Here is a 14,304-nt window from a genome sequence, read left to right on the forward strand (position 1 = left end):
TTAAGGTGAAGGCCCCAGTCAAGGAGAGACAAGATGGACATAGTGGTACTCGGTGGTGGCGTGGTCGGTGTGACCAGCGCTTGGTATCTGGCCAAGGCCGGTCACAAGGTGACCCTGCTGGAGCGACGTGACGGGGTGGCGCTTGAAACCAGCCATGCCAATGCGGGTCAGATCTCCCCGGGTTATGCTTCCCCCTGGGCTGCCCCAGGCATTCCCCTCAAGGCCGCCAAGTGGCTGCTGCAAAAGCACGCTCCCTTCACGGTCCGCCCCACCGCGGATCCCTTCCAGCTGAGCTGGATGCTGAAGATGTTCGCCAACTGCACCCCGGCGGCCTATGCGGTCAACAAGGGGCGCATGGTGCGGCTGGCCGAATACAGCCGCGACTGCATGAAGGTGCTCAGGGACGAGCTGGCCCTGGACTACGAGGGGCGCCAGCTCGGCACCCTGCAGCTGTTCCGAAGCCAGGCTCAGCGGGACGCCAGCCAGCGCGATATCGAGGTGCTGGAAGAGTACGGCGTCCCCTACCAGTCCCTGGATGCCGGCGGCTGTGAAGAGGTGGAGCCCGCCCTGGCCCGGGTACGCGGCAAGGTGGTGGGGGGCCTGCGCCTGCCGGGGGACGAGACGGGGGACTGCTTCCGCTTCACCCAGGCCCTGGCCGCCGAGGCACAGAAACTCGGGGTGACCGTCGTCTTCAACTGCCCCATCGACGAAATCGAGCTCGCCAAAGGGCGCGCCGTGGCGGTGCGCGCGGGCGAGCAGCGCTTCCAGGCCGACGCCATCGTCTGTGCGCTGGGGAGCTATGGCACCGGCTTCCTGAAGCCCTTAGGAATAGCGCTCCCCGTCTACCCGGTCAAGGGCTACTCCCTCACCCTGCCGATGACGGACGCCAATGGTGCTCCTCGCAGCACTGTGCTGGATGAAACCTACAAGGTCGCCATCACCCGTTTCGATGAGCGGATCCGGGTCGGCGGCATGGCCGAGCTGTCTGGCTTCAATCTGGCGCTCAACCCCAAACGTCACGACACCCTGGCCATGGTGGTGAGGGATCTCTTCCCCGAGGGGGGCGATCTTTCCCGCGCCGAGTTCTGGACCGGGCTGCGCCCCATGACGCCGGATGGCACCCCCCTGGTGGGCCCCAGCCCCATCCCGGGTCTGTGGCTCAACACCGGCCACGGCACCCTGGGCTGGACCATGGCCGCGGGGTCGGGCCAGCTGCTCAGCGATCTCATCTCGGGCAGCGCCCCCGCCATCAGCGACGAGGGGCTGACCCTGGCGCGTTACGGCTAGCCCGAATGGCGCAGCACCCAATGTAAGAGAGGGAGTGCCAGGCACTCCCTCTCTCGTTTCTCCAAGCCTTGTCAGGCCGCGGGCACCAACCCGGGCAGGGCATGCCAGACCCGGGCGGGATCCGCCTCCTCGATGGCCGCCATCATCAGTTGCTCGCTCCAGCGCCGGTGCAGTTGCCACAGCGCACTCCCCGCCTCCCCCTGCCCCTTGGTGCACTGCTTGGCCACGTCTGCGGTGCGGTAGAAGTAGCGTACCAGGGTGGTGAGCTCGGGCTCGGGCCAGCGACAGCCAAAGTGGCGCAGCCGCTCGGACCAGAAGGCTATCTGGCGTCCCTCGTGCTCCTGCTCGACCCCGTGCAGGGCGGGGATCAGATCCATCGCCTGCCACAGCGCCCCATAGCCGACGAAGCGATCGTCCAGTGCCTCCAGTGCCTCATCCAGCAACAGGAGCGTCTGTGGCCAGCTGTCGGCCTGCTCGCGGATGGCCTCCTGCGCCTCGCACACCGCCGCCAGCCACGCCATGGCCAGCTGGCAGATGATCGCCTCCTTGTTGGGGTAGAGGTGATAGAGGGACTTGATGCCCACCCCGGCGCGGGCGGCGATGGCATTGGTGTTGAGGGCCGCAAACCCCTGTTCCCGCAACAGGGCCAGGGTGGCCTGCTCGATGCGGCTCACCACCTCCTGACTGCGCTGTTGCCTGGGTTGACGCCGCATGCAGAGTCCATCCGGCAAACAATGTTCCGCCATCCCGTTTCTCCCGCCATGGTGACTGTTTTTCATAACTACATGATGAGACAAGATAAACACAAGTAAAAAAAAGTGCAGCAATAACTGGCATTTTTCAGAATAGCTGCAATAACCATAGGTGCTCATATCTGCAGTAAAAACTGCAATTAACCCAAGGAGAGCGCGCTATGGATAGCAAATACCCCCGTCTCAGGCTGGGCGCCATCGCCCTGCTGGTGACTGGCCTGCTCGGCTGCCAGCAGGACAGCAGTGAAGCACCACAGGACAATACCCTCTATCTCAACGGCAAGATCCACACCCAGGATGGGACACGCAGCCAGGCCGAGGCCATGGTGGTGCAAGGCGGCAAGTTCACCTACGTGGGCACCCGCGAGGGGGCCGAGGCCCTGAAGAACGGGGCGACCCGGGTGGTGGATCTGCAAGGCAGGATGGTGCTGCCTGGCCTGCACGACAACCACATCCACCTGCTCGGCACAGTGGCGCTGGACATGTGCGATCTGGACGGCCAGAGCGTCAACCTGGATCAGCTCGCGGCCAAGATCGGTGAGTGCCTGCCCCGCTACGCCCCGGCGTCCGGGGACTGGCTGGTGGTCAACCAGTGGTCGCCCTATGACGGCAACACCCCCACCGCCACCCATGCCACCCTGCTGGCGGCCCTGGATGCGGCGGCGCCTAACAACCCCGTGATGCTGGCCGGGGTCGACGGCCATGCCGGCGGCTACAACTCCCAGGCACTGGCGCAGGCACAGGACAAAGACGGCAATGTGGTCGGCTTCAATGCCATCACCCTGGCCCCGGGCGGCGTGTTCGATGCCTTCATCCCCTATGTGGATCTGGCAACCGGCGTGATCCGGGACGCGGCACGCAGCGCCATTGCGGTCCCCGACACCGGTGTGCTGAGCGCGGAGGGCGAGCAGGCGGCGGCCCAGTATGACAAGATACTCCCCGCCATCTCGGCGCTGATGGCGTCCCGCGGCATCACGGGCGTGCAGGATGCCTGCGCCAACGACTTCATCCGACAGCGCCTGCTCAACATGCAGGACCAGGATCTGCTGCACATGCGCGTCACCGCCGCCACCTGCTTCCACCAGGATGACTACAGCGGCAAGCTGGACATCGCCGGCCACCTGGCCAAGGCGAGCCAGGTGCGCGACACCTTCGCAGGCAACCCCCTCATCAAGGCCGATACGGTGAAGATCTTCCTCGACGGTGTGCTGGAGGGAGATCCCTTCACCAGCCCTCCCTTCCTGCCCAATGCCGGCATGCTGGAGAATTACCAGAACCCGCATCTGGCCCTGGATCCTGCCAGCGGCGAGGTGAGCATCACAGCGGACAGCGAGGATGCGGGCAGCAACGGCATCGTCAACTACAAGGAGGCGGATCTGGCGCGCTACGTCACGGCGCTGGATGGGGCCGGGTTTGGCATTCACATGCACAGCATCGGCGATCGCAGCACGCGGGTGGCCCTCGATGCCCTGGAGGCGGCCCGCGCCAGCAACGGGGAGAGCCACATCCCCCACACCCTGGCCCACCTGCAGGTGGTGCACCCGGACGATCAGAAACGCCTCGGCGAGCTTGGCCTCTACCTCACTTTTACCTATGCCTGGACCACGCCCCAGCTTGCCTATGACATGCTGGTCAGCCCCTTCATCCAGCCAACCAAGGTTGGACAGTCCCTGAGCGAGGCCATCTACGATCCCATGGGATATCTCCATGATGCGCTCTATCCGGTAGAGCATTCGCGCCAGGCCGGCGCCGTGCTGGTGGCGGGCAGCGACGCCCCGGTAGACAGCCGGGATCCGCGCCCGTTCGAGAACATGGCCGCCGGCATAATGAAGGCGGCCGGCAGCGGCGACGACTTCCGGGCCAGTCAGCGCACCTCACTGACCGAGATGCTGGCCGCCTACACCATCAACGGCGCCAGGGCGGTGCGCCAGGAGGCGATCACCGGCTCCATCGAGGCGGGCAAGTCGGCGGACTTCATCGTGCTGGACCGGGATCTGTTCGCCCTGGTCAAGGCCGGCACGCCGGAACAGATCGCACAGACCCGGGTCGAGCAGACGGTCTTCATGGGGGAGACCGTCTACCGCAAACCCTGAACGACACGGGCCCCGCGAGGGGCCCGTTTCTTATGGCTCATTCTTATGGCTCACAGGGGGCACCTCGTCCTCCGTCAGCCCGGGTTTCAGGGCCAGGGTGAAGAGCGCCGCCACCATGTCGGACTGGGTGATGATGCCCACCAGCCGATCCCCTTCCACCACCGGCATGTGGTGAAGGCCGCCGTCTGAGAAGGCTTCCACCAGATCGTAGAGGGGCTGGTAGCGCCGCGCCTTGTGTACCTCCCGGGTCATCAGATCTGCCACCGTCAGTTGCTCGAGCTCCGCTCGCGCCCTGGGCTGGCGGCCCACCCGGTCGATCATCAGATCATGCAGTGTGATGATGCCGACCAGCTTGTCTCCCTCGTCCACCACCGGCAGCGCCTTGATCTGGTGGTGGGAGAGCAGGTGCCAGGCCTCCATGGCGAGCGCTTGCGGCGCCGTGACGACGAGATCCCGCGACATCACCTCCTGGCAGCGCACCGTGCCCACTCGCCCCCGCAGGGCGTGCAACTGGGCCTCCTGCAGCAGCTCCTGCAGATCCTGGCGGCTGATGTCCAGCAGCTCCTCATGCTTTTCCAGGGCAAAGTCAATGTCCTGGGTGGCCAGCCGGGCACTCGGCTGGGGATCCGCCGTCTGGTGGCGATTGGGCGCCACCTTGCCGCCATGAGGATAACGGCGCCCCAGGGCGCGGTTGTATAGCAACCCCAGAGTCAGCAACAGCAGGGAGTTGAGCAGCACCGGCAGCAACACATAACCCCCCCCCAGCGCCCGGATCCCCTCACCGCCGATGACGGCGGTCAGGGCCACGGCGCCGCCGGGGGGATGCAGACTGCGGGTGAGGAACATGGCGGCGATGGCCAACATCACCGCCAGGGCCGAGGCGAGCGCCATGTCCGGCACCAGGCTGGCACTGACCACCCCCATCAGGGCCGATACCCCGTTGCCCACCAGGATGGACCAGGGTTGAGCCAGAGGACTCGCCGGGGCGGCAAACAGCAGCACGGCGGAGGCCCCCATGGGGGCGATCAGCCAGTGCACCTCGAGTCCCAGTCCCCACTGGCACAGCAAGGCGGTGCCCAGCAATCCGACGAAGGCGCCAAGGGCGCCGTAACAACTCTCTTTGAGGCTGGTATTGGTCGATACCGGTAAAAAATCCCTGAACTGCATCCTGCTCCCGCCGACGATAACATTTATTTCAAATGCGCGATTCTAGCCAATTCTCACCCCCCAGCACCAGCACGGGCATCATTGCGGCCTCAGGATCCCGGCGCCCCGGACGCGGTACACCTCAATCCGGTGATCGGGGATCGCAATACCATTTCCCTCGACCGGCGCTGGCTGGCCGAGGCGCTCGCGCGGTAGGCGCCATCGCAGGCGCGTCACCGGCCGCAAAGCCCGGCACCATACTCGCCAACCGGCACTCCCCTGCCGCTCCCCCCTGAGGGCCCCAAGGCCGTCATGCAAAAAAGGAGGGAAGGCTTGCGCCGTCCCTCTCTCGTTATGCCCGTACTCTCTTGTTGTTTGCTGGGGGGTCAGGCCAGCTCGGCCCGCAGCGCCTTGGTCGCATCGACCATCACCTTGAGGGCAGCCGTGGTCTCTTCCCAGCCGCGGGTCTTGAGGCCACAGTCCGGGTTGACCCAGAGCCTGTCGGCCGGGATCTGCTTGGCCGCCTTGCGAATGAGATCCTCAATCCAGCCCTGGCTCGGCACGTTCGGCGAGTGGATGTCATACACGCCCGGGCCGATCTCGTTGGGGTAGTTGAAGCGCTCGAACGCTTCGAGCAACTGCATCTGGCTGCGGCTGGTCTCTATGGTGATCACGTCCGCATCCAGCGCCGCCACCGCCTCTATGATGAGGTTGAAGTCGCTGTAACACATGTGGGTGTGGATCTGGGTGCTGTCCACCACAGGGCTGGCACTCAGGCGGAAGGCGCGCACCGCCCAGTCCAGATAGGCCTGGTGATCCTGTTTGCGCAGGGGCAGCCCCTCACGGATCGCCGGCTCGTCGATCTGGATGATCTTGATGCCGGCGGCTTCCAAGTCAGCCACCTCGTCGCGAATGGCCAGGCCAATCTGCTGGGCGGACTGCTCCCGGCTCACGTCTTCGCGCGGGAAGGACCAGCAGAGTATGGTCACCGGGCCGGTCAGCATGCCCTTGACCGGCTTGTCGGTCAGGCTCTGGGCAAACTGGGTCCACTCGAGCGTCATCGGGGTGGGTCTGTCGATATCCCGGGTGATCACCGGCGGCTTGACGCAGCGGGAGCCATAGCTCTGTACCCAGCCGAAGCGGGTGATGGCAAAGCCATCCAGCAGCTCACCGAAATACTCCACCATGTCGTTGCGCTCGGCTTCGCCGTGCACCAGCACGTCCAGCCCTATGGCTTCCTGGCGCTCAATTGCGTCCTTGATCTGGGCCTGGATGCCCGCCTCGTAAGCTGCGTCGTCGATGCGACCGGCACGCCACTCCTGGCGCAGCAACCGGATGTCGGAGGTCTGCGGGAAGGAGCCTATGGTGGTGGTGGGCAGCAGCGGCAGCTTGAGATCGGTGCGCTGAGCGTCGGCACGCACCGGGTAGGCGCTCTGGCGATCGAAGTCGCTGTTGGTGAGGCTGGCGAGCCGCGACTGCACCGCCTTCTTGTGAACCCGGCTGTCGGACTCCCGATCGACGATAGGCTGACTGTATGCAGTGATCTTGTCGAGCTCGCCCCCATCCAGGTAGTCCGCCAGCAGCCCCAGCTCGTAGCACTTTTGCAGGGCGAAGGCGAACCAGCTGCGGGTCTGGGGATCCAGCTCGTGCTCCAGGGTCAAATCCACCGGGCTGTGCAGCAATGAGCAGGAGGAGGCCACCCAGAGGCGCTCGCCGAGCTTCTCCTTCAGCGCTTTCAGCGTCGGTGCCAGCTTGCCCAGGTTGGCACGCCAGACGTTGCGGCCGTTGATGACCCCAGCCGAGAGGACCCACTGAGCCGGCAGATGCGGCACGAGGGTCTCCAGCTGCTCGGGGGCGGCCACCAGATCCAGGTGCAGGCCATCCACCTTGAGGCTGGTGATGATGTCGCGCTGATGGGCGACCGAGCCGAAATAGGTGGTGAGCAGCAGCTTGCAGGGGCCGGCGAGGCGCTCGTAGGCATTGAGATAGGCCAGACGCCACTCGTCCGGCAAGTCCAGCGCCAGGGCCGGCTCGTCTATCTGCACCCACTCCACCCCTTGTGCTGCCAGCTTCGCCAGGATCTCCTGATAGACGATGAGCAGGCGATCGAGCAATTCCAGACGAGAGAAACCGCTCTCTTTCTCCTTGCCGAGCCAGAGGTAGGAGACAGGGCCCAGCAGCACCGCCTTGACCGGCAGCCCCAGCGCCTTGGCCTCTTCGACTTCGTCAAACAGCTGGCTCCAGCCCAGCTTGAAGCGCTGATCGCGGCTGAACTCAGGCACCAGGTAGTGGTAGTTGGTGTTGAACCACTTGGTCATCTCGGCGGCGGCGGCAGCCGGGCCGGTCGGCGCACGGCCACGGGCGACCCGGAACAGGGTGTCGAGATCGGTGTCGCCGTGGCGGTGACGGGCAGGCACGGCATCCACCAGCAGGCTGGTGCCGAGCACCTGATCGTACCAGGCGAAGTCGCCCACCGGCAGCAGGTTGACCCCGGCGGTGCGCTGCGCCTGCCAGTGGCGCTCACGCAGGCTCTTGCCCACGGCGACCAGCTCGGCCTGGGTGGTCTCGCCACGCCAGTAGGATTCCAGGGCAAATTTCAACTCGCGCTTGGCGCCGATGCGGGGGAAGCCCAGGGTGTGTGCTCGTGTCATAGGTCCAATTCCTTATGCTCATTCATCTGATGGGAAACTGGATGATTTAGCCATCCAGATGTTTACACATCTAGAGTGACGAGATAAGGTGACCTTGGCTATTGAATCCTCTTCAACTGGCTCTCAAGAAATCCTCAACTGACGCACAAAGGAGCAGTGCCATGGGTGTGCCCAACCAGTCGACCAGCCATCAGAACACCAACACGGGCATCGATCTCAAGCACCTGAAGACCATCAGTGCCCTGGCCGAGCAGGGCTCCCTGGCGGGGGCGGCGCTCTGCCTCAATCTCACCCAGTCCGCCCTCTCCCACCAGTTGAAAGAGCTGGAGACCCGCCTCAACCTGGAGCTCTATCTGCGCAAGAGCCGCCCCCTGGTATTGACGGCGGCCGGCCAGCATCTGCTGGCCCTGGCCCGCCAGGTGCTGCCCGCTCTGGCCCAGACCGAGCGCCAGCTGCTGGCCCTGCACAGCGGGGATGCGGGCAGGCTGCACCTGGCGCTGGATTGCCACAGCTGCATCCAGTGGCTGCTGCCGCTGTTGCCGGGCTTTCGCCGCCAGTGGCCCGGGGTGGCCCTTGAGGTGGAGTCGGTGCCCGGCTTCGATGCCATCAGCGCCCTGCTCGGCGGCCAGCTCGATCTGCTGCTCACCTCGGACGTACAGGCGCGCGGGGATCTCCATTTCGAGCCCCTGTTCGCCTTCGATCTCACCCTGGTGATGGCGCCGGATCACCTCCTCTGCCAGCAGGCCCGGATAGCCCCTGACGATCTCAAACAGGAGGTGCTGCTGGTCTACCCGGTGGAGCGGGCCCGCATGGACGTATTCAGCCGTTTCCTGCAACCCGCCGGGGTGGAGCCCGCCCGCTGCAAGCCGGTGGACAACACCTCCGTCATGCTGCAGATGGCCGCCGCCGGGCTCGGGGTCGCCGCCCTGCCGCGCTGGGCCAGCGAAGAGTTTGTGCGCCAAGGCTTGCTTGAGGCGCGCCCTCTGGGCACCGGGATCCGCCGCCATATGTATGGTGCCGTGCGTGCCGCCGACAAGGATCAAGCCTGTCTCCAGAGCCTGTTCGAGCGCATTCGCACCCAGATGGCCGAGTAATGAGAGGGCATGAAAAAGCCGCCCCTGGGGGCGGCCTTGCCAACTATTCAACCGTTTATTGCTGTGCTTGCGTCGTCCCATCACCACAGCGGGCTTGAGGATCCTGCTGCCTTGGGCAGTTGTCGCACAGGCTGCCGTCGCTGCGCTTGTGGTGCAGGCAGCAGCGCTGGCGCACATAGCCGGGAGCGGCGCTCGTCTCACCCGCCGGCTCCACCGCCAGGCGCCAACCCGCCAGATGCTCGGCGGGCAGGCCGCAGGCGGCCAACCAGAGCGGCGCATGGGCCGCCACCTGCTCGCGGCTCACCTCGTCGAAGAAATCCGGCACCCGCACCAGGGCCGCCAGCAGATCGTCAGCCAGGAGCGGGCGCACGAAGCCGGGCCTCAGCCGCTGCCCGCTGGCCATCGCCTCGAACAATCCCTGCCAATGGCGGCGCAAGCGCCGTCCTGCCGCCTCGATCAGTACCTCCCGCTCGCCCCTGATCATAGGCAGGGCCGGCAGGCTGAAACCAGACACCAGTCCGGCACCATAGTCCAGCCCCATGCGATCCAGTGAGGGCACGGCCCCGACGCGATAGACGGCCACCATGGCGAGATAGATGGACTGCCAGCAGAGCATGCCCCAGCTGCGGGTCAGCCAATAGGCGGGGCCCGCCTCCGGATGTGCCAGCCGCCAGTGCTCGTGCAGCGCCAGCGTCACAGCCCCGGGAGCCATGTCGGCATCAGCCATCGCCAGCAGCGGCATATCCCCAGCCGTCAGCCGCCCCTTGAGGGAGGGAATGAGCTGCTCGGCGGCGGCGAACAGGGCATCATGGTCCGCCTGGTGGCGGGCCTGCCGGTGGTTGAGCAGACTGCCAAACCCAGTCGAGGTGCTGCCAGAGGGGCCGCCACGCGCCGGTATCCCGTGATGAGAGGGCCCCGGCGCAGGTCCGGGGCGCAAGGTCAGAATGCGTATTTGAGTCGAGCCTCCACATTGCGCTCAGCCCCGAACCAGCAGTTGTTCTGGTCGTAGCAGGAGTAGTAGGTCTTGTTCAGCAGGTTGCTGGCGCTAAGCGATACCCCCATCCCCTTCATGCTCGCGCTGAGGGCGGCGAGATCATAGGAGACGGACATGTCCATCAGCAGATAATCCGGCACTGTATCGGTGTTGGCGGCATCGAGCTGGGCCTCCCCCACGTAGCGCAGGCCGGCGCCGACCCGCATTCCCTCCAGGCTGCCGCCCGGCAGGTAGTTGCTCCACAAGGAGGCCATTTGCCTGGGCACCCAGACCGGGGTCTTGCCCTGCAGATCCGTGGTGTCCTTGGTGATCTCCATGTCCTGAAGGGTATAGCTCAGCGCCAGATCCAGCCGGCTGGTGAGATCGGCGCGCCCTTCCAGCTCTATCCCCCTGGAGACGATTTCGCCGGTCTGCAGCTTGGGCCCGTAGACGTTGTCCGGATCCGTCACCAGGGCGTTCTCCTTGGTGATATGGAACGCCGAGATCGTGGCCGTCTTGCTCATGTCCTCGGAGAGGAACTTGAGCCCCCCCTCCCACTGATGGCCGGTAGCGGGATCGAACGCCTTGCCGCTCTTGTCCGCCCCCGGCACCGGCTCGAAACTCTCGGCATAGCTCACATAGGGTGACAAGCCATAGTCCAGCTCATAGAGGGCGCCGAGGCGGAAGGAGAGGTTGTCCTGATCGATCTGGGCCAGGGACTGGCTGGCGGCTCCCTGGTAGAGGCCGCGGCTGTCGGTGTCCATCCGGTAGCTGTCGTAGCGGGCGCCGCCTATTGCCACCAGCCGGTCGAGGCGCACCTGATCCTGCAGATAGACGCCGGTCTGGGACTGGCGAATGGTCTTGCGATCCTCATAGGAGAAGGTCAGGGCATCCGGCCGGATCTGGTTGTGGTCCGGATTGAAGATGTCGATGGCGGGCGCAGAGTAATCGAGCGTGTCCCGGTAGAGGATGCGCGCGTCCAGATATTGATAATCGACCCCAAGCAGCAGGTTGTGCTGGGCACCGCCGGTTTGCACCTTGCCCGCCAGCTGGTTGTCGATGACAAAACCTTTCGACGCTTCATCTGTTAGATAAGCGTTGCGAGCCAGAGTGCGGTTGTCCGCCGCCAGGGCCGCGTTGTAGGTGTTGCGCTGATAGGCGGAGGCATCCATGTAGCGGGCATTTTGCAGCACCTGCCAGTTGGCGTTGAAGTCGTGGCTCAGCTTGTAGCCGAGCAGGGTCACATCCCGATTGTACTCGTTCCAGTTCTCGTCGCCGAGGAAGGTGTCGCTGCCAAGCTGCCCCAGGGGATTACTCTTGACCGAGCCGCTGGCCGGTACTGTGGTGTAGATGCCGGCTTGCGGATCCTTCTGGTAGTAGAGGTTGAGGTTCAGCAGGGTGCGATCACTCAGCTGCCAGTCGAGGGAGGGCGCGAATACGTAGCGCTCCTCTTCGGAGGTCACCGCCTGGCCCTCCTTCTGACGGGCCAGCCCCACCACCCGGTAGGCGAGCTGCTCGTTGATGGCGCCTGTGCTGTCGAGGGTCATCTCCTTGAGGGTGCCCGTCCCCGTCGCCACGCTGACGCTGTGCTTGCTCTCCCGCTGAGGGCGCTTGGCAATGAGGTTGACCATGCCGCCGGGGGGCATGCTGCCGTAGAGCACCGAGGTTGGCCCCTTGAACACCTCCAGCTGCTCGATGGCCACCGGATCTATCTGGGGTTGCAGGTTCCACTCGTTGTATTGCAGCAAGAGGCCGTCATAGAAGTTCTGGTAGTTGTCAAAGCCGCGGATGTTGAACAGATCCAGCCGGTTGACCGCCCCGCCCCGCAGTTCGGTGTTGACGCCGGGCACGTAACGCAGCGCCTCGCTCACCGAGCTGACACCGCGCTGCTCCAGGGTCTCGCTCTCCACGACCGAGATCGCCTGGGGCGTCTCGATGGGGTCAAGCCGGGTCTTGGTCGCCGTGTTGCGATAGGTCTGACCGAGCACGGTCAGGGTCTCGTCGGCAAGCGCCGCGTCCTGGCTGCCGGGCGCGGCGGCCAGCACTGAGCCTGCCAACAGGGCGGAGATGGTTGCGGCGACCACGGTCAATGGGGGGTGAACAAGTTGCATCTGATCCTCGACTGCCTACTGCATGTGAATAGTAACAAATATCATTTGCATTTTATTGTGCTAATTTGCCCCTGAATTAACAATTTGGGGCATCTTGGCGGGCAGAGAGGCGAAAAACAGGCGAGATCAGCCTCAGTCGACGACGCCTTATGTCGATGGGAAAAGACCATGAATTCAAATGACTATCTTTGGCAGGCGCACAGAGGGTCGGCCATCAGCCGCAAGCAGCCTCGCCAGGGATAGGGGACTTGAGTGAAGAGGTGCACGCTCAACCCGGGCAGGGAACGATGGGCAGCCAGTACTCCATGGAGGCATCCGCCCTCCGACCGTCAAAACCCGGGGCATAGCGTTCCAGTTCGAAGCCATCCAGCCCGCGATAGCTGGAGGCTGGCAGCCAGTGCTGGATGAACCAGTTGAGACTCGGCCCCAGTTGCTCAATGGGGCCCTGGTGGCTCAGCACCGCATACTCCTGGGACGGAACCCGAAGGCACGCCAACCCGGGCAGGGGTTCAGTCCCCTCCTCTGCCGCCACCCCGGCCCAGTAAGGCAGCCGCTCCCCCGCCCCCGAGACGTCCACCACGCCAAGCAGTTCGTTGGTCAATGGCAGCCCCCCCGCCTCGCGCCAGGCACGCCAGATGGCAGGCACCGTCTGCTGAAAGTCCGGGTCTTCGGCAAAGAGGCCCCGGATCTCCCCCCTGACGCCGTGCAGGGTGAATCCCGGCCGGCTCTCCACCCGCACCTGCACCAGCCTGGGGGGACTGGTCAGCGACATGGGGACCCGTACCAGGGGGGTACGCAGCCCCAGCCGCAGGCCCCGTTTGCGATAGGCCAGGGGCGAGCAGCCAAAGTGCTGTTTGAAGGCCCGGCTGAAGCTCACCTCGGAGCCAAAACCATGGTTCAGCGCCAGATCCAGCACCCGCTGGCGGCTCGAGAGCAGCGCCTCCGCCGCCAGGCTCAGCTTCAGCTCGCGCACATAGTGGGCCACCGTCTGGCCGGTCTCGTGCAAGAAGACCCGCTGCAACTGCCAGCGCGACCAGCAGCTCTGCTCGGCCAGTTGCTCCAGCGACAGGGGCTGATCCAGGTGGGCGTGAATGTAGTCGAGCACCCGCTCGATGCGGGTGAAATGGGGACGCGTCCGTGGCGCCGGGTCGGAAGGTGCGAAAGGTGTGGTGATTGTCATGCCGGGTGCTGGTCTCTGCCTGCAGAGGATCAGCCTCTGTTCAGGAGTGCACATTAAACATGGCCGCCGTGCCGGGAGCAAGGGGGCTGGCGGCGCCACCTCCCCCTTCTGGTGGGGTCTGCCCTCCCTCTTGTCACAAAAGTGACGCCTTCCTCTGTCAGATTGTTTGAAAACAGATTTATCAGTTGTCTGGCATCGATCATCTGGCTCTCATTCGAGCCAATTTGCAGGGAGTGCAACCATGAAGAAGATTGCCTTGATCACCGGAGCCCGGGGCGGCATCGGATCCGCCATCACCACCGCCTTGCTGGCCCAGGGGTATCGCATCATCGCCACCCACTCCAGCGTCAATGCCGCCGCTGCACGGGAGTGGTACCAGGAGCAGGGGTATCAGCCGGATCGGGTGCGGCTGCTGGCGCTGGATGTGGCCGACACCGCCATGTGCCGCGAGACCCTGGGCCGCCTGCTGCAGGAGGAGGGCCGGGTGGACGTGCTGGTCAACAACGCCGGCATCACCCGGGATGGGGCCTTCAAGCGGATGGTGCCGGATCAGTGGTTCGAGGTGATCCACACCAATCTGTGCAGCCTCTACAACGTGACCCAGCCGCTGTTCGACGCCATGTGCGAGCAGCGCGATGCCCGCATCATCAACATCTCCTCGGTCAACGGCCAGAAGGGGCAGTTCGGTCAGGTCAACTACTCGGCGGCCAAGGCAGGCATGCTGGGCTTCACCAAGGCGCTGGCGGCGGAAGGCGCCCGCTTCGGGGTCACAGTCAACGCCATCGCCCCCGGCTACACCGCCACCCCCATGGTGGAGGCGATCCGCAGCGACATCCTCGACAGCATCAAGGCCGACATTCCCATGCGCCGCCTCGCCAAGCCGGAGGAGATTGCCGCCGCCGTGGCCTTCCTCGCCAGCGAAGCAGGCGCCTATATCACGGGGGAAACCCTGGCCATTAACGGCGGCCTCTACATGAAGTAACGCGGGATAAGCAGGATCCACAGGGGGCAGCCAAC

The 14,304-nt window shown here is 64.9% G+C and carries 10 protein-coding genes; 4 read left to right on the plus strand and 6 right to left on the minus strand.

From position 1 onward, the window contains the following. Positions 1 to 33: 33 nt before the first annotated feature. A complete protein-coding gene (locus KW824_RS11925) occupies positions 34 to 1,287 on the plus strand; it encodes a D-amino acid dehydrogenase (RefSeq protein ID WP_218409897.1) in 1,254 nt (417 codons plus the stop codon). A 71-nt stretch (positions 1,288 to 1,358) separates the two neighbouring features. Here the strand turns inward: KW824_RS11925 and KW824_RS11930 are convergent, their stop codons facing one another. After that, on the minus strand, positions 1,359 to 2,033 hold the full coding sequence (locus KW824_RS11930) for a TetR/AcrR family transcriptional regulator (RefSeq protein WP_043129816.1): 675 nt from the start codon (positions 2,031 to 2,033) through the stop codon (positions 1,359 to 1,361). A 167-nt stretch (positions 2,034 to 2,200) separates the two neighbouring features. Between KW824_RS11930 and KW824_RS11935 the strand changes: the two genes are divergently transcribed. After that, positions 2,201 to 4,132 carry an amidohydrolase gene (locus tag KW824_RS11935; protein ID WP_218409898.1) on the plus strand — a complete coding sequence of 644 codons (1,932 nt, stop codon included), beginning with the start codon at positions 2,201 to 2,203 and terminating at the stop codon, positions 4,130 to 4,132. Between the two features lie 30 nt (positions 4,133 to 4,162). On the opposite strand, the gene KW824_RS11940 is transcribed toward KW824_RS11935, so the two are convergent. After that, complete coding sequence (locus KW824_RS11940; RefSeq protein ID WP_218409899.1) at positions 4,163 to 5,299, minus strand: HPP family protein; 1,137 nt, start codon at positions 5,297 to 5,299, stop codon at positions 4,163 to 4,165. A 365-nt stretch (positions 5,300 to 5,664) separates the two neighbouring features. After that, positions 5,665 to 7,929, minus strand: a complete 2,265-nt coding sequence (gene metE, locus KW824_RS11945; protein ID WP_218409900.1) for a 5-methyltetrahydropteroyltriglutamate--homocysteine S-methyltransferase — start codon at positions 7,927 to 7,929, stop codon at positions 5,665 to 5,667. A gap of 161 nt (positions 7,930 to 8,090) precedes the next feature. Between metE and KW824_RS11950 the strand changes: the two genes are divergently transcribed. After that, complete coding sequence (locus KW824_RS11950) at positions 8,091 to 9,023, plus strand: LysR substrate-binding domain-containing protein (protein ID WP_218409901.1); 933 nt, start codon at positions 8,091 to 8,093, stop codon at positions 9,021 to 9,023. Between the two features lie 55 nt (positions 9,024 to 9,078). Here KW824_RS11950 and KW824_RS11955 read toward each other — a convergent pair whose 3' ends face one another. The 3 genes from KW824_RS11955 to KW824_RS11965 form a co-directional block, all read right to left on the minus strand. Continuing rightward, positions 9,079 to 9,870, minus strand: a complete 792-nt coding sequence (locus KW824_RS11955) for a siderophore ferric iron reductase (protein WP_218410001.1) — start codon at positions 9,868 to 9,870, stop codon at positions 9,079 to 9,081. A 92-nt stretch (positions 9,871 to 9,962) separates the two neighbouring features. After that, entirely contained in the window at positions 9,963 to 12,107 is a 2,145-nt protein-coding gene (locus KW824_RS11960; protein WP_218409902.1) for a TonB-dependent siderophore receptor, read from the minus strand. Between the two features lie 268 nt (positions 12,108 to 12,375). Continuing rightward, on the minus strand, positions 12,376 to 13,287 hold the full coding sequence (locus KW824_RS11965) for an AraC family transcriptional regulator (RefSeq protein ID WP_218409903.1): 912 nt from the start codon (positions 13,285 to 13,287) through the stop codon (positions 12,376 to 12,378). Between the two features lie 241 nt (positions 13,288 to 13,528). On the opposite strand from KW824_RS11965, the gene KW824_RS11970 reads away from it, so the two are divergent. Beyond that, on the plus strand, positions 13,529 to 14,269 hold the full coding sequence (locus KW824_RS11970; RefSeq protein ID WP_043133101.1) for an SDR family oxidoreductase: 741 nt from the start codon (positions 13,529 to 13,531) through the stop codon (positions 14,267 to 14,269). The last annotated feature ends 35 nt before the right edge of the window (positions 14,270 to 14,304 follow it).

This window comes from Aeromonas sp. sif0611 (genome assembly GCF_019218845.1).
Taxonomy (GTDB): Bacteria; Pseudomonadota; Gammaproteobacteria; order Enterobacterales; family Aeromonadaceae; genus Aeromonas; species Aeromonas media.